The sequence below is a fragment of the Streptococcus cameli genome (assembly GCF_053207365.1).
Map to the genome: position 1 here is coordinate 974,613 of NZ_JBRUIM010000001.1, position 16,709 is coordinate 991,321.

13 protein-coding genes and 2 pseudogenes are annotated in these 16,709 nt (G+C 39.4%); 14 read left to right on the forward strand and 1 reads right to left on the reverse strand.

The window, feature by feature from the left end:
* The first annotated feature begins 8 nt into the window (after nt 1-8).
* Genes essC through ACVR1I_RS04890 form a run of 7 tightly spaced genes read left to right on the forward strand, consistent with a single transcriptional unit; the run spans nt 9 to nt 8,675 of the window.
* Entirely contained in the window at nt 9-4,385 is a 4,377-nt protein-coding gene (essC, locus tag ACVR1I_RS04860) for a type VII secretion protein EssC (protein WP_141600306.1), read from the forward strand.
* A gap of 9 nt (nt 4,386-4,394) precedes the next feature.
* Nucleotides 4,395-4,715, forward strand: coding sequence for a TIGR04197 family type VII secretion effector (locus ACVR1I_RS04865; RefSeq protein ID WP_079268486.1), 321 nt, complete (start codon nt 4,395-4,397; stop codon nt 4,713-4,715).
* Nucleotides 4,702-5,046 carry a DUF3958 family protein gene (locus tag ACVR1I_RS04870; protein WP_017770766.1) on the forward strand — a complete coding sequence of 115 codons (345 nt, stop codon included), beginning with the start codon at nt 4,702-4,704 and terminating at the stop codon, nt 5,044-5,046. Before ACVR1I_RS04865 ends, ACVR1I_RS04870 begins: the two co-directional genes overlap by 14 nt.
* Entirely contained in the window at nt 5,036-6,556 is a 1,521-nt protein-coding gene (locus ACVR1I_RS04875; RefSeq protein WP_141600305.1) for an LXG domain-containing protein, read from the forward strand. The genes ACVR1I_RS04870 and ACVR1I_RS04875 overlap by 11 nt, the downstream gene beginning before the upstream one ends.
* Entirely contained in the window at nt 6,549-7,427 is an 879-nt protein-coding gene (locus ACVR1I_RS04880) for a hypothetical protein (protein ID WP_002943583.1), read from the forward strand. The genes ACVR1I_RS04875 and ACVR1I_RS04880 overlap by 8 nt, the downstream gene beginning before the upstream one ends.
* Before the next feature lie 13 nt (nt 7,428-7,440).
* The gene (locus ACVR1I_RS04885; protein WP_017770768.1) at nt 7,441-7,734 is read left to right on the forward strand and encodes a DUF4176 domain-containing protein; all 294 of its coding nucleotides are present in this window, start codon (nt 7,441-7,443) and stop codon (nt 7,732-7,734) included.
* A gap of 26 nt (nt 7,735-7,760) precedes the next feature.
* Nucleotides 7,761-8,675 carry a pre-toxin TG domain-containing protein gene (locus ACVR1I_RS04890; protein ID WP_447442893.1) on the forward strand — a complete coding sequence of 305 codons (915 nt, stop codon included), beginning with the start codon at nt 7,761-7,763 and terminating at the stop codon, nt 8,673-8,675.
* Between the two features lie 398 nt (nt 8,676-9,073).
* Here ACVR1I_RS04890 and ACVR1I_RS04895 read toward each other — a convergent pair whose 3' ends face one another.
* The gene (locus ACVR1I_RS04895) at nt 9,074-9,949 is read right to left on the reverse strand and encodes a LysR family transcriptional regulator (protein WP_447442894.1); all 876 of its coding nucleotides are present in this window, start codon (nt 9,947-9,949) and stop codon (nt 9,074-9,076) included.
* 118 nt (nt 9,950-10,067) lie between these two features.
* On the opposite strand from ACVR1I_RS04895, the gene ACVR1I_RS04900 reads away from it, so the two are divergent.
* From ACVR1I_RS04900 to ACVR1I_RS04930, 7 genes and pseudogenes are all read left to right on the forward strand, one after another.
* The gene (locus ACVR1I_RS04900) at nt 10,068-10,931 is read left to right on the forward strand and encodes an aldo/keto reductase (protein WP_307122192.1); all 864 of its coding nucleotides are present in this window, start codon (nt 10,068-10,070) and stop codon (nt 10,929-10,931) included.
* Between the two features lie 84 nt (nt 10,932-11,015).
* Nucleotides 11,016-12,002, forward strand: coding sequence for an aldo/keto reductase (locus ACVR1I_RS04905; RefSeq protein WP_447442895.1), 987 nt, complete (start codon nt 11,016-11,018; stop codon nt 12,000-12,002).
* Between the two features lie 384 nt (nt 12,003-12,386).
* Nucleotides 12,387-12,746 carry an SAG1252 family conjugative relaxosome accessory protein gene (locus ACVR1I_RS04910; protein WP_024397052.1) on the forward strand — a complete coding sequence of 120 codons (360 nt, stop codon included), beginning with the start codon at nt 12,387-12,389 and terminating at the stop codon, nt 12,744-12,746.
* A 182-nt stretch (nt 12,747-12,928) separates the two neighbouring features.
* Nucleotides 12,929-13,171, forward strand: a complete 243-nt coding sequence (locus ACVR1I_RS04915) for a DUF3173 family protein (RefSeq protein ID WP_447442896.1) — start codon at nt 12,929-12,931, stop codon at nt 13,169-13,171.
* The gene (locus ACVR1I_RS04920; protein WP_447442897.1) at nt 13,172-14,332 is read left to right on the forward strand and encodes a tyrosine-type recombinase/integrase; all 1,161 of its coding nucleotides are present in this window, start codon (nt 13,172-13,174) and stop codon (nt 14,330-14,332) included. It begins immediately after the preceding gene.
* 311 nt (nt 14,333-14,643) lie between these two features.
* Nucleotides 14,644-15,587: pseudogene (locus ACVR1I_RS04925) on the forward strand (IS30 family transposase).
* A 355-nt stretch (nt 15,588-15,942) separates the two neighbouring features.
* Nucleotides 15,943-16,579: pseudogene (locus tag ACVR1I_RS04930) on the forward strand (hypothetical protein).
* The last annotated feature ends 130 nt before the right edge of the window (nt 16,580-16,709 follow it).

A 16,709-nucleotide genomic window follows, 5' to 3' on the forward strand; every position in this document is an offset into this window, starting at 1 on the left:
AGATTAGGATGAAGTACTTTATTTATAAGGAAAATGTCTATCCGCTTTATTCAGGGGCGAGTTACTCATTAGGAGAGGGAGAACATTCAGACATCTACCTCCCCCTTAAGGAAGAAGCAAGCCTAGACGTTGGTGATGAGGTAGTAGAAGTATTAGGGAAGAGCTATGGTCTGGGGCATCATTCGGTTTCGTTTGAGGATGGTCTAGTTGCCACTCTTTTGCTTCTGACAGAGGAGGCCCACTACCTACTTCCTGAAAAAGTTCTATACTTGGCAGATAAAGAAGAGGCGACCATTCGATTAAGAGGTTTTAGAAAAGAAATTTTACTTTCCCTGGATCCTCAGGAAAGAAGCATCTATAGTGCATCGTCATACTTTATCAATGGCCGAAAGACAACAGGCAAGCAAAGCATCCAGGAGAAGGACCAAATTGTATTTGAACAAGGGCTTGTATTATCCCTTCAACGGCAAGTGCTATCCATCCAGTCGCTGTTTGAAATAGAGACAAGTTTATTGCCTTTCTCTAAAGTGGCAGTTGGAGACCGCTCAAAGGAATTCCATCGCTCCCCAAGAATTATTTTAAGAGAACCAGAAGGCAAGGTGGTTATTGCTTCTGCTCCAACAGATGATGAGGGGACGAAACAATCGCTACTGAAAAATATCATGACTCCATTAGCCATGATTGTCTTTACAGCCTTAACTGCTTATTTTTCACAAAGTGGTGGGATGGTACTGATGATGATGGGGATGTCTGTGATTACGATCGGAACCTCGATCCATTCTTACTTCTCGGATAAGAAGTCTCAAAAAGCAAATCAGGAACAAAAAATTCATGAGTACATGGAGTACTTGGACACCAAGTATTCTCAACTGGCAGACTTGAAAGAAGAACAACAAGAAGCCTTAGTGTATCACTATCCAGGAACTGACAAGATTTTAGAGATGGTCGAGAAAGTAGATCGACGAATCTATGAAAAGACACCTTACCATTTTGACTTCTTATCTTACCGCTTGGGGCTGGGGAATGTACAGACTAGTTTCCAAGTAGAATATTCAGATTCGGAACTAACCAAGTATAATCTGTCTGCTCATCAAAAGGTAAAGGAACTCCTTTCTTATTACCGTATCATTGATCAGGTTCCTATTACTCATACCATAACAGGACCTATTGGCTATATTGGGGCACGTCAGGTAGTTATTGAGCAAGTCCAACAGATGATGATGCAGCTGGCGACCTTCCAAAGTTACCATGATGTTCAGTTTATTCCGATTTTCCGTGAAGAGGAGCTGGATATCTGGAATTGGAGTCGTTGGTTGCCACATACAAAGATTAAGGCCTTAAACAGTCGGGGCTTTGTCTACAGTCAGCGAACTCGTGACCAGTTGTTAACTTCTTTGTACCAAGTCATCAAAGAGAGAAAGCTGGATAGCGAGCAAGATAAGGGGACTGAGAAGCAGTATGCGCCACGCTTTATTCTCTTTATCACAGACATGAGCTTGATGTTGGATCACAATATCATGGAGTACATCAATGAGGATTTATCCCACTTGGGTATCCACTATGTGTTTGTGGAAGAAGTGATTGAAAGTCTCCCAGAACATGTGACAACAGTTGTCGACTTCCGAGGGGATAAGAATGGGATTTTGTTGCTGCAGGATGGTGACTATACCAACAAAGAAATTGCACCGCTACCGCATATTCCTTTGGCAGAGAAAGAAAACTTTGCGAGAAATCTGGCAGGAATCAACCATGTTCAAACGCTCCGCAATTCCATTCCAAACAGTATTACTTTCCTAGAAATGTATGGTGTCAATAAGGTTGAAGAATTGGACCTCTTACATCGTTGGCAGGAAAATGAAACCTATCAAACCATGGCTGTGCCTCTTGGGGTACGGGGACGAGACGATATTCTCTATCTCAACCTACACGAAAAGGCTCATGGGCCCCATGGTCTGATTGCGGGTACGACGGGTTCAGGGAAATCTGAGCTGGTCCAGTCCTATATCCTTTCCCTTGCAGTCAACTACCATCCCTATGAAGTTGCCTTTCTTTTGATTGACTATAAGGGTGGGGGAATGGCCAATCTCTTTGCGGATCTTCCTCATGTGGTTGGTACAATTACCAACTTGGATGGAAACCAAGCTAACCGAGCTTTGGTATCCATCAAGGCAGAACTGAAAAAACGCCAACAAATTTTCCTTGAAAATGATGTCAACCACATCAATCAGTATATGAAGCTCTACAAGGAAGGAAAAGTGAGCGAACCTCTTCCGCATCTCTTGATTATTAGTGATGAATTTGCGGAATTGAAAGCCAACCAACCTGACTTTATGGATGAGCTTGTCTCCACAGCTCGTATCGGTCGCTCACTTGGTGTGAAATTGATTTTAGCGACTCAGAAACCAAGTGGTGTGGTAAACGACCAAATTTGGTCTAACTCCAAGTTCAAAATCGCCCTGAAGGTTCAAGATGTCGCAGATTCTCGTGAAGTCATCAAGACACCGGACGCAGCAGAAATCACGCAGACTGGTCGTGCCTATTTGCAGGTCGGAAATAATGAGATCTATGAACTCTTCCAGAGTGCCTGGTCAGGTGCTGACTATAATCCTGAAGGTCGCAATCATATCCAGCGAGATACGACAGTCTATGAAATTACAGAAAATGGTCAGTACAACGCCATTAACAAGGACTTGAGTGGCCTGGATAAGAAAAAAGAAACCAAATCTGTGCCAACAGAGTTGGATGCCATCGTGGAAGAAGCACATCAGCTGTTTGAAGGCTTGCAGATTCCAAAAGTAGCTAGTCCATGGCTTCCTCCTTTGAAGGAAAAGATTTATGCCAAAGACTTGCAGTCTGTAGACTTTAGAGATTATTGGAACCAGACTGATAGCCTTCAACCAATCTTGGTAGGTTATCAGGATATCCCTGAGAGACAGGAACAATCCCCTCTCTACTTTGATATGGAACAACGAGGCCATATTCTCCTCGTATCCAGTCCAGGTTTTGGTAAATCCACTTTCCTACAGAATTTTGCAGTAGACGTTATGCGGAAGCAGACGCCAGCCCAGGTTCATTTCTACCTCTATGACTTTGGGACAAGTGGTTTGATTTCATTGTCTGATTTTCCTCATGTGGCTGATTATTTTGCTTTAGATGAGACAGAGAAGATTATGAAATCCCTTCGTTTCTTGACCAAGGAAGTAAAAAAACGTAAGAAAGCCTTATCCAAAGTCAAGGCGACCAACCTAGCCCAGTATAATCAGCTATCCTCTGATAGCTTTCCTACTCTCTTTATCCAGATTGACGGTTTTGATAGTGTAGCAGATGCCCCATTCTCCGACGCCTTCTATGATGTCCTGAATGTCATTGCCCGTGACGGTGTTTCCCTAGGCATCTATCTTGTGGTAACTCTGTCACGTCTTAATGCTATGCGTTTGCAGCTACAGTCTAACTTCAAGACCAAGCTATCTCTCTTCTTATTTGACAATAGTGACCTGTCAGGTGTCGTCGGTCGTTCCAATATTTCACTAGATGAAATCAAGGGACGGGCGATAACCAAGTTAGATGAAATTATCCAATTCCAAATGACGCTGCCTTATAGTAGTGAACACTATACTGACTATATTTCTGAGGTCAGAGATGAGGTGGAGGCTATGAAAGAGGCCTACATCGGTTCACTGCCTATGGGTATCCCAATGTTGCCAGAGAAAGTCAGCGAAAAGGTACTGGCAGATGTCCTAGCAAGCAGCCAAGACTTTGTCTTGGGATTGGAGCGTGAAGCTGTTGTACCAGCGATAATGAGTTTTGAGCGTCCAATTTTGATGGCCTCAGACAGTCCCGCTTTTGTGAACAATTACTATAAACTGCTTGAGTTCCATTTGAAACGCTTGGCAGGAGTTTACAATACGGTTATTCTGGATTCTAGCCAACGCCTGTCTAACAACCTGTTTGTAGGGCTTAAGCGGTTTGATAAATCATTGGATGTGGAAAATGTCATGAAAACCATTCTAGAAGATTTGAGAAAACGAGTGGCAGAACCAAATCCAGATTATCCAAAATGGTTGATTGTAATTCCTGACCTTGCGGCGACTGTAATGGCAGCCGGGATTAGCGAGTCGGACTTGAAGCTCTTGCTTGTGGAAGGCAGCCAGCATGGGGTGACGGTGCTTCTCATTGGAACTTATCAAGATTTGGTCTCTAATACCTATGACAGCTTTGTTAAGTTGGCCAACCAACTGGTGGAGCAGGTCTTCCTTGGCGTACGTATCAGTGATCAAAATCATACACGCTACCCATATATCAATAATGAACCAGCTCTTCGACCAAATCAGGGTTATATCTTGCATCCCGAGGGCTATGAGTTTATTCAGTTATTAGAGATTTAGAAAGGAAATATGATGGAAATCTTACAAAACGATGTTCATGTAGCAGGAAGGAATGCCACCTCGCTAGCTCGAGGTGTGTCGTCTCTAGCTAGTACAGGTACGGTTATCAGAGACGAACGTAGCAGACTCAGCGGAAATGACAAAGCTAAGAGTGCTATTAGTGCCTCTTACGATATTTCTAAAGCAATAGGTCAGGCGATTGAACAAATGTCACGAAATATCAGAAGTGTCTCTAGTGAATTTGAAGCGATGGATAATCAATTGGGCAATCAACTCAATAAGTTAGATCAAGCCAATAGTCTGGAGTTTAGCTTAAATGGAAGAAAATAAACTACTTAGTGATGAAAAAAATCTGACTGAACAAGTAATTGAAATTCAAAAAAGACTAAAAGAAAATAAAACCAGTCTAGAAGAAATTCAACAATTGTCTAAGGAAGGGCAAGGATTTTTTCAAGAGACACTGGCTCTTCTTCAAGGCTCTTCAGAAGGCCATATCTTTCAAGGATTCTATGATGAGTTAGTGTCGCTTGACAAAAAATTAAAAGGTGATATTGAGCGAGAATACGACGAATTACAAAGTGAATACCGTTTTGTAAGTTCTCGAGTGGATGAAATGGCGTCACAGAAACGGAGATTAGAGGAGGAGAAAAATGGGCGTTGAAATGTACTTAGGTCAGTCGGAACAACAAGCAGGAACTGCGTCGGCTATTTTATCTAATCGGATTAATGCTTACCAGTCTATTAGGGATAGTCTGAGAATTTTTATTGGTTCTAATAGTTTGCAAGGACAGACCTATAAAACAGCCAAAACTTATAGTAGTCAAGTCCTAATTCCGCTACTTAAAGGAGCCATTTTGCTTGATGAAGCGATAAAAGAAGCCTGCGCTAAACTACCTAGAGAGTATCGTAGCCAAGTAGACAATATTGATTTGAGGGAGGACGAGTTGCGTGATAAGATTCAGAGGGCAGGCCTCATGGCTAGTCGGTACGACTACCTAGCGTCTTTAGAGCGAAACAAGAAAGTTCCCAATCTATCGCATGCTTACAACCTATCTCTTACAGCTAGTCGCTATATGGAGGTTGAGCGAAGGTTGCAGGAAAAGTTGCAAAAACTTTTGATATTTAATAATCAGTCTGCACATCTCTTCTCTTCAATTGAACCTTTGATAGATGCTGTTCAACAAGGCTTGAAGCAAGTAAAAAATTCTTGGAATTCGAGCACTCGAAGTTTCGTGATACCTGAAAAGGAAAAGCTATCTTGGGCTGAAGGTGTGAACAAGAAGTGGGAGCAGCGTATAGACCTTGTCGAAGCTGGTATTGATTACCTCATAAAACCAGATTTTATTTCTAAAGGGGCAGGTGCAATTCATCCTTATGCAAAAACAGCATATTTAATGGGGAAGAGTTATATGTCAGCTGTCTCAAAAGATTACAAAAAATCTGGCTTTATGAAATACGGTAAGTTGGGGAAAAAAGCCAACGAGAATTTACAGACTGCATGGCGTAGTGTGAAAAAGCTTGCAAACGAGAAAAATTGGAAGTGGTATGCTAAACTAGGTTCGAAGTGGAAAAAGGGAAGCTTCAATCAGTTTTTGAGTACATTCCATCATTCCATCACTTCAAAGGCTGCAAACTTTAAAGTATTTGGTAAATATCCTGTAAAAAATATTAATTCCGTGCTTGGAAAAATGACAGATCCAATAAAAACCTATGGAAAAAAATTAATCGAGACAGTAAGTAAGTCTAAAATAGGAAGTAAACTTAAATTCGTAGGTAAGGCTGCAAAAGTACTGGGTTGGGTTGCTGTTGGGGTTGATGTCACTGTCACTAGTGTCAGAGAATTTAATAATAAGGACAGTCGAGCCTACGGTAGCGTAGGAAAGTCTTTAATTCATGCAGGTGTTGCACAACTGAAGAGCGCAGGACCGATTGAAGGGGCTCTGATAGGTGCTAAAGCTGGACCCTGGGGCGCTCTTGCCGGTTTTGCGGCAGGCACTATAAATACTGTTTGGGGTATTGTGTCACCAGATACAAAAAATGCGTTTTACTCTGGAGTACAGAATGTACTAGACGATGGATACGATTTCATTGCGGATGGTGTCGGGAAAGCGGTTAAAGGTACATGGAATTCTGTGACTAGTTGGTTTGGTGGAGGAGCTAAATATGCGTAAAGAGAGGTTACTATCGGCAACCTTTGAGCAATCAAAAAAGGTTGTTAGTAAGAAGATACTAACAGAAGAAGGTGCACAGGTTGGCGTATTATCTTCTATGAAGCTATCTCAAAGGTTTTCTGGGCTAGTCATTTTATTACTTTTTATTATGTCATATGGAGTAGGAGTATATCTACCAGAAAGTCTCTTAACCTCAACAGAGAAAATTAGATACATATCAACCTCTACTGCCCAATCAATTGTCACTATTGGAACAATCTTTAGAATCCCGCTATTGGCACTGATGTATTGCTCAATAGTAATGGTTATCATAAATGTTTTTCCAAAAAAAAATTATGCACATCAATTGCTTTATGGAACCATTACTCTTCTTGTTTTTTTAATCACAGTATTTTTGATGCTGTTTCCCTTTACAATCGGTCTCACAGTAGGTGCCTTTGGATGGATTGGTTTTTTACTTCAACTGTTAGTATGTGTATATCTGTGGAAGACTCTAGTAATCTCAAATGTAGAACAGCTTAAAAAACAACTTTATAAGGGGGAACCAGCTAATAAAGACTGGGGAGAGAGCCTAATGGCATTTATCAAGAAGTATGGAGGTGTTCTATTACTTCTAGCTATTGTCAATCGTTGGACCTTCAATTTTGGGGAAGCGATCAAAACGCAACCAGACATTTTCAGTTTCTTGTATGGTTGGGCTTTCTTATTAGTTGCGGCTCTCATGATTTTTACTACGGGCATGACCCTGAAAAATTTTGTAGCTGCATTTTACTTTTTCAAGTACCAAAAAGAATATCGCCAGTTCTTTAAAGTCTCAAACGAGCAATGGTATGGTAAATGGCGTGCAAAAAAGATGAATAAAAATAAATAATAGGAGTAAAATAATGACTAAAGAATTATTACCATTAGGAAGTGTGATTTACTTAGAGGAAGCAACAACAAAGTTGATGATTGTAGGAAGAGGTCCTATTTTTGAATCAGATGGGGAGAATGTGTATAGTGATTATGTAGGAGTAATTTATCCAGAAGGGATCAATCCAGAAGATGCCATTTTCTTCAACCACGAAAATATTGAAAAGGTTGTATTTGAAGGCTATAAAGATGATGAAGAAAAACGCTTTATGGAAGTGTATGAAAGTTGGGAATCTGAGCTAGAAGTAATAAAAATAAAAATGTAAACCATCGTTCAAATACCTGGTCGAAGATGAAAGGAGCTTTAGCTGCCATTACAGAAGCCTCCTCCAGCTATGGAGGGTCTTACATGGGTTCAAGCTACTCTATGGACATCAGTTCAGGAAAGCAGGGATTTAGTAAACGAATCGATGATTTGGTTAAAATTTCTGAAAAAGCCAAGCGTCTCATTGCCGAGAAAGATACAGACGGTGTAGTCTCTTTTAACTATCACGATGACCGAACTACTGCAACAAACTTGCAGGTTAATTTGGTCAAGTTAGAACGCTACTCCAGCAATGTCTCTCGCTACCTCAAGGAGAAGATTGACCAACCTTTCTATGAAGAGATGGATAAAGTTGGTGCAAGACTTGAAGCCGTATCGATTAGGAGTTATACGACAAGTAATACGGTAGGATTTAAGAGGACAGAGTATGTCCCAGATGCGACTGGAATGCAATTTGTGTCCCGGGAGGTGACTCCTCCAACAATCAGTCTTTCTGACCTATATAAGGTGGATAGCCCCTATAAGGCCACTCTTGAGAAAAGCTATGAGCAATTTAGAAATAGCGATGCCTACAAGGACAATAAACTCAGCAAAGACGACTACCTGATGGCCATGCATCATACTAGGGCGTTTACCTATGACTCTATTGATGACCAGAAGGAAAGAATTGAGATGTGGCGTGACCTTGCACTGACTGCGGGTGTCATTATCCTTACTATCTTCTGTCCACCAGCAGGAGCTGCGGCAGGTGTCGTTCTAGCAGGAGCTGATATGTACTCAGCAGCTGTCGGGAAAGACTGGGGAACGGGCCGAGAGTTGGATAACACAGAGCGTGTGCTTCGTGGCGTCTTTTCTCTCTTTGACCTAATCCCAGGTGTTTCCTATCTCAATGACTTGGCCAAGACAGGGAAGAAGGCAGGACTTGCGGCCGTAAAAGCCTAGAAACATTGGAACGAAAGGGATAATGAAAAGCCTTGATTACAAGGCTTTTTGCTTTATAGTGGGGAAGTATCAGAGTGAGTAAATTTTTGGAGTAAGTAGAAGTGATAGCAAGAAATTATCAGTTTCTATTTCCATTTACCCTGTGGGTACGTGTTTGTTTCCATTGACAAGGAGTTTTTGGGAATAGAATCGTACCCACTTTATAGGAGGTCATGGTGCCCAGTTATTATCTGTTCATATGGAAGCCGTCAACCGTTGGGTACTTTCGCGTTCAGAGTTGGATCGTTTTACAACCGAAAAAGGCTTTGTCGACCAATTGGTTATCCCAGAAGATGGAGAAAATATTGACTTTTATATGTCCCTAAATCATAAACGTAAAAATAATCCCTTCAGAGGCTTCATTCTGAAGAGATTGTTTGGTTCAGCTTGTCTCGGATAGTTGTAAGTAAAGGTGCTAGGCGCTGCTTGTCTTCAATCAGATAATTGGCATAGATGGGAACAGTAGCAACCTCGTCAGTGATTTTTAGGGCAATTCTACGGTCGAAATTGTCGATTTTCTCACTGCGTAATTTGTTGGTTAGGTTGGTTGTAAAGACAGGGAAGTTGGCATATCGATTGATTTCTTCAAAGCTATCGTCATTCTGTTGGTAGAGGAATTTTGCACGAGGAATATGTTTCTCGATAATCTCTTGCCATACCCCTATGTCACTTAGTACCAAGAAGCTCTGCCCAGCCAAATTGTTAAAGCTTGTCTCACTTTTATCGGCGGTTGTCGTCATGGCGTCCAAATTGACATAGAGATATTCATCTGCCAGGTAAAGCGACTCTATTTGGTCGGAGTGGAGTTCCTGATCGGAGAGGATAAGTGTTGCTTTACGATTGAACAATCGCTGTATGATGTCAGACGTTTTTAGCAAGCCTGGTAATAATGTGGTATTTTTAATTACCTCAGTTTTCAAAACTAGGCGTGGTCCGGGTAGTGTAAAGCCGATCTGAATACTTCGGTGGTGGCGATCGAAATTTTGAACAGTCTGGATGAAGTTGTCTTGGGCTTTCAGAAGCTTGGCTGCTTCTTTGGCTGCCAGTTGGCCTGTTTCGGTCAGGTTGATGCGGTTGGGCTTGCGGTCAAAGAGGGCTACACCTAGGTCATCTTCCAACTTTTGCATGCCGCGTGTGACGGTAGGTTGGGTCACCATGAGGTGCTCTGCTGTGGCGGCCAGCGTCCCGTACTTAGCAAAAGCCACCAATTCTTCTAAGAGGTAATTGTCAATCATAATATCTCCTTTCGTAAGTATACGTTAATAGTATACTACCATGCCTAACTAGCAATTTTCAAGTCCTTTAAAGCAGGTTATACTAATATCATCAAGAAAAACAAGTGAGGTAAACATGATGACAAACACAGTTACAGTAACCCTTAATAACGGCGTAAAAATGCCAGCAGTTGGTTTTGGTGTTTTCCAGATTCAAGATGCCGATACGACCCAACAAGTGGTAGAAGAAGCCATCAAGACAGGCTACCGCCTTATTGACACGGCTGAAGTCTATGGTAATGAAGAGGCAGTCGGAAAAGCCATTAAAGCCTCTGGTGTGCCACGTGAGGAGCTCTTTATTACGACCAAAGCCTTTATCCAGCATATGAGCTACGAGGGGGCTAAGGAAGCCTTCGCTGAATCTTTGAAAAAATTGGATTTGGATTATATTGACCTATATCTCTTACATCAGCCTGTCGGTGATACTTTTGGGGCCTGGCGTGCTTTGGAAGAACTTTACAAGGCAGGAATAATCCGTGCTATTGGCGTTTCAAACTTCAAAAATGACCAGATTGCTAATCTGTCACTCTTTAATGAGGTCATTCCAGCTGTCAACCAAGTAGAAGTCCATGTTTTTCACCAAAAACAAGCTGACCAAGACTATCTCGCTTCAAAAGGGATTCAAATGGAGAGCTGGGGTGCTTTTGCAGAAGGTAAAAATGATGTGTTCAACAATCCTGTCTTGAAAGCTATTGCAGACAAGTACGGCAAGACAACCGCCCAAGTCATGTTGCGTTGGCAGTTGCAACGTGGTATCGTAAGCCTGTCTAAATCAGCTAATCCAGAACGTGTTCGTCAAAACTTTGCAATCTTTGATTTTGAATTGTCGGATGACGATATGGCACAAATTGCCACTCTCAACACTGATACTACTGTCTTTGCCGACCACCACGACGCTACAACTGTTGAACTCTTGGCTGGATTTGTGGGGAAAAGCTTCTAAGCTATATCATCTTGAGCAAATAGCAAAAAAGTTGGTCTTGGCAGACTGACTTATTGAGATTTTCAAAATAGAAAGGAAGACAATATGAAATACACACGATTAGGTAACACAGGTCTCGAAGTTTCAAAATTATGTTTAGGTGGCATGAGTTTTGGAGATGCCAGTCAAGAGTTTCATTCAGGATGGTTATTAGATGAAGAAAAATCACGTGTGATTATCAAAAAAGCCTTGGATATGGGGATTAACTTTTTTGACACTGCAAATGTTTATGGTAAAGGGACTAGTGAAGAATATCTGGGGCGTGCCTTACGCGATTTTGCAGATCGAGAAGAGGTTGTTATTGCAACAAAAGTGTTTTTCGGAGACGGTCTCCATGAGGGAAGAAATACAACTGGTTTATCTAGAAAGGCTATTTTTAGCCAAGTTGAAGCAAGCTTAAAACGCTTAGGTACGGATTACATTGACGTTTTGTACATTCATCGTTGGGATTACAACACTCCAATTGAGGAAACGATATCTGCGTTAAACGATCTGGTCCGTTCTGGAAAAGTACATTATCTAGGCGCTTCTGCGATGTACGCTTGGCAATTTCAAAAAGCGCAGTATATTGCTGAGAAAAATGGTTGGACACCGTTTTCCGTCATGCAAAATCACTACAATATGCTCTATCGTGAAGATGAACGAGAGATGATTCCATTTTGTAAAGATTATGGTGTTGGTCTTGCCCCTTATAGCCCACTTGCATCAGGTCGTATCGTTAGAGACTGGGATGCTGACACTGCTAGAAGTAAAACAGATACAGTAGCTATTTCAAAATATGATAGTACGATGGAGCAGGACAAAGCAATTGTAATGAGGGTAGCAGAAATTGCAGAAAAATATAACGTTACTCGTTCTCAAGTAGCACTTGCTTGGTTGTGGAAGAAGGGAATGGATTCTCCTATTGTTGGTGTCACAAAAGAAAAATACTTAGATGATTTTATGGGAGCTTTTGAAGTTACATTGATAGATGAAGATATTGCTTATTTAGATGAAAAATATCTCCCTCATAAAATTGTAGGTGCTTTGTAATTAATATATCTTCTTAGAAACTAACATTCTTAGAGCCACAAAAATAAGTTCATTATAAAGTATTAAAGAGAGCATTCTGTTCTCTTTTTATTATGCTTTATTGAGTGATGTGATAACTTTTCCAAATCATCCTTGTTATCCTAATATTATACCTAAGAAAATCAAGTCTTGATTTTTTGTTGGGGGTTTGGGGGCAAAGCTACCAAGTTATCTTATCGTTGGCTGTCAAAACTGGAAAGTTTTGGTTGGCTGGCGATATGATTTTTGGGATATTGTGGATACAATATCTGAGCTCGCAAAGACCCAACAAGGTCTTTAGGGAATTTCCCGTATGACATACGGGGTCGGGGATTACCCGAGAAAGGATAAAAAGGAGAAAATAACATGTCTGAACAATATAGAGATATTCGAAAAGAAATAAATTTAACAGCCAATGAGTTAAAACAAATTGAACAATTAATGAGGGAGAAGCGTTATCGACACTTTTCACCATTTGTCAGAGATCAATTATTAATGACTGATGATAAACAGTTAACTGCTAAAGAGTGGTTTTCATTTTGGAAAACTCAGAAGTTAGAACAGATTGGACGTGATGTTCATGAAATTATGACTGTCGCAAGAGTGAATAATCAAGTGACTCAGGAACATGTATCTATTTTATTGACCTGTGTTCAAGATTTAATTTTCGAAGTTAGTCAGATGCAACCATTGAGTAGAGAGTTTCGTGAAAAGTATATAGGTTAGTAGATTTAATTTTATAGTGTATAGCTGTTTTAATCCTAGGGATTTACTTACTTTAATTTTAAGTAATGAAAGTTTTAAAGTAGTATTTTAGAAATGACTGTACTGTGATAACTTTTTCAAACATAAATTGGTACTTTACTATTATCTGAGAGTTTATCAGAATAAAATAGAAGGAGTATCCAATGGAAACTATTACACATAAAAATATTATGAAACTTGGTTTTTCTAAGACAGCTTCAAAGTTGATTATCAGAGAAGCTAAAGCAATAGCCGTTAATCAATTTTATAGTAGTCATTTAGATAATAATGCGGTAAAATTAAGAAAATCGCCTTTTGATAATAGACGATTAGACTTAGCTCCAAAAATTATCGTAGAGGAGCTGCTCGGTTTTCCAATCATTGATGAAAGAAAGGAAAACAAATAAATGTCTAAGAAATATAAAGGTGTATTTAGAGATGAAAAAGGTAGGATATATTGTCAAACTGAATTTAAGGCATCTGCAACTGGGAAACGTCAACGTTTTAAACGTTATCGCAATATGTGGGGAAAATCTTTCACGACAGAGAAAGAAGCTTATAATGAGCTTTGTCGAGCAAGAGTTGAGTTTTATGATAAATTTGATTATTCAGATTATAATTTAACATTTGCTCAATACATGGAAGACATTTTCTTACCGTATTATAAACAAACGGTACAGGATTCAACATATAGAACTGCAATCACTCATTTTACGTTATTTATAGAGGAATTCGGGAAAATGAAATTGCGTGATATTAAGCCACATGATTGCGAGAGATTTCGACTAAAGCTTATAGCAAACCATTCTCCTAATTATGCAAAATGTGTTTGGATTCGTTTCAAACAATGCGTAGGATATGCGGAAAGAATGGAATATATTAAAACTTTCCCATGTAAGAATCTTGATAATCCAAAAGGGAAGCGACCAGATACAAAATTTTGGACATTCGATGAGTTCAAAAAAGTTATTGCAACCTTTGATATAGAAGACTATGAAGATTTACATCGCTTTACAACAACTTGGTTATACTACATGACCGGGGTGCGAGTCAGTGAAGGTTTTGCTTTATTGTGGTCTGACTATGATAAAGAGAATAAGCGAATTTTTGTCCATTCAACTTTAGAAGCGTTAAAAGGTGGTATTTATCGTATAAAAGACCAGACTAAAACGGATGCAGGGGTTCGATTTGTTGATCTAGATGATGAAACGATTAATGTCTTAGAACGTTGGAGAAAAGTTCAAATTGCTAATTCTGATGATAACTACATCTTATCTAAGTTTGGTGAACCTATGGTTAAGAGTACCTTAACTAGAATGTTGAAGAGACAGGCTAAGTTAGCAGGAGTACCTGAGATAACTGGTAAAGGATTGAGACATAGTCATGATTCATTTATGATCAATGTCCTAGGAAAAGATGTTTTAGCAGTCTCTCAACGTTCAGGTAGAATTGATAAAGCTACAACTCTAAATACTTATTCTCATTTTTACAATGCTAGAAAGCAGACAGTAGGTAATGAGATAACAGAATTATTGAAAAAGGAGGGTGTTTCATCAACACCCCGATAAGGACCACTATCAATAATATTTGACTAAAAAAATGCATAATACTAAGGTTTAAAAGCGATTTGCTTATGTTACTCTTAAATAAGAAGCACATAGCAATTTGAGAGTGGAAGCCCGATTTACCAGTCTTTTAGAGCTTATAGCGATTTAGAGAAACTGATAAATTGATTTGGTTTCCTGCCAAAAATCCTGCCAAAAAATCTTTGGCAGGATTTTTTTTATATACCCAGATTGTCAAATTAAGTTAGACAGAAAAAAGCCATCTATGTTAGTCTCAGATAAACACCACATTTTTCTGAGAGGAACTAACATACATGACCTACACTCATCTTACCACAAACGAGCTTGTAATGATAGAGGCTTACTACCAAGAAGGAATGGCAGTTAGTGCTATTTGTCACTCTCTCAAAAGATCAAAACAAACCATTTATAAGCTTATTGCTTATTTTAAAGCCGGACATACCGCCTATGATTACTATGAAAACTACAAAGCTAACAAGCAACGTTGTGGTCGTCGTAAAACCCAACTCACTCAAAATGAACAAACATTTATCCAAATGCATTTAGATCGCGATTGGAGTCTAGATGTTGTTAAAGGAACTTATCCTGATAAAATCTCTTGTTCTATGAGAACTCTTTATCGCCTAGCTGACCGTGGTATCTTCAAGAAAGAGGATTACCCTGGAAGGGAAAGCGCAAGCCAAATGGTAAGACAGAAAAACGTGGCAAGCAAGCTTTTCGTCGGGATAATCGTGAACGTTCGAAAGTCTATCTAGAATTTGACAGTGAGTTTGGCCATCTTGAAGGTGATACTATTGTTGGTAAAAACCATAAAAGTGCTGTTATCACATTGGTAGAGAAGCAGTCTAAAGCTATTATCACGCTTCAAACAAAGGGGCGAAAAGCTAATGATGTTGAACAAGCACTAACTAGATGGTTCTCAAGATTTCCAAAACACCTCTTTAAATCAATGACCTTTGATTGTGGAAAAGAGTTCTCTAATTGGAAGACGATTTCCAACCAGCACGATATTGATATTTTCTTTGCGAATCCAGGTTGCCCTGGTCAACGTGGATTAAATGAACACTCAAATGGGTTATTAAGACGTCATGGATTGCCTAAACAAATGGATTTTAATGACTTGTCTCAAAATGTGTTATCAGCTATAGCTGATAGACGAAATAACATTCCTAGGAAATCACTAAACTATCAAACACCTTATCAAGTTTTTCTGAGTTACATAAAATGTCTAGCTTAATTTGACAATCTGGGTAATATTAGAGTACTTGTCTTCTTGTCCCAAATGTTGTACGATATTTGGGACAAAGTAATCATCTCATCTAAACTTTAAGCGTGAACATAGGTGTTGACAAATAAGGAATTATCCAGTATAATAATAGCAAATAAAGATTATAAATTACTTGTGGGCTAGTGGATATGGCCTGCACCCGCCTGTGGGCTCCGCACTCAGTTCAAACTGTTTGTTGAGAAAAAGAATAGCAGGACTGCCTACCCTTGAGGAATAGATAGGGCATATCTAGCGTGAGGTGAAACTCAATACGTGGAAGAGAAGGAAGTACCAGATTCCTTCTCTTTTTTAGGAGAAAAATAGAATGACATATACTTTGGAATGGCTCGAGACCTTTGATGGAGAAATTGATATTCTCAATGTCAATATGTCTTGTCTAGCCAATACTATTGAGAAATATATTTCTCAGTACAAATACGTTTATCAGACAAATATGGAAGACTACTCCGAAATTGTTCTCTCCGTCCCAAATTCCTCTATTCCCCATCTATTGGGATTATAAAGTGATCATCATGTCAATTTACCAACTAATAATGCAGGGAGTATTTTTGAAGGATTAAAGGATGATTGGACATTATCAGCCTCTAAATAAGGCTGATAATGGATGGTTTAACGAAAATAAATTCAAAATCGTTGGAACATTATTACTTTATCAAATGTTACATGTGATGGAATGTAAATTCTACACAACGGATGGTATTTTGAATATAAAAGTTGGCAAACGATTTAGAAGAGATAATATTTATTTTGTGGTCTTCAAATTAAGTAATGGTATTAGTTATACCGTTGAATTATCGCGTGAACAAGGGAACCAATACTTTCCAAGAAGTCTTAAAATCAACGACACCTTAATTACAAATTGTAGAGAAATAGAGTTGAAACTTGTTGATAAGAAACGCTTTAAGACCGCTAAAGCTAGAAAGGTTAATTGGCCGTCTTAATGTAAAAATTGATATGATAATCATTGGGTCATCCACTTTTTTGTGGGTGGCTTTTTTCTTTATCCATTTTTGATGTGATACCAAAACCAAGTTGCCTTTACGGGGAATTAAAAAACAATATGCTAACAAA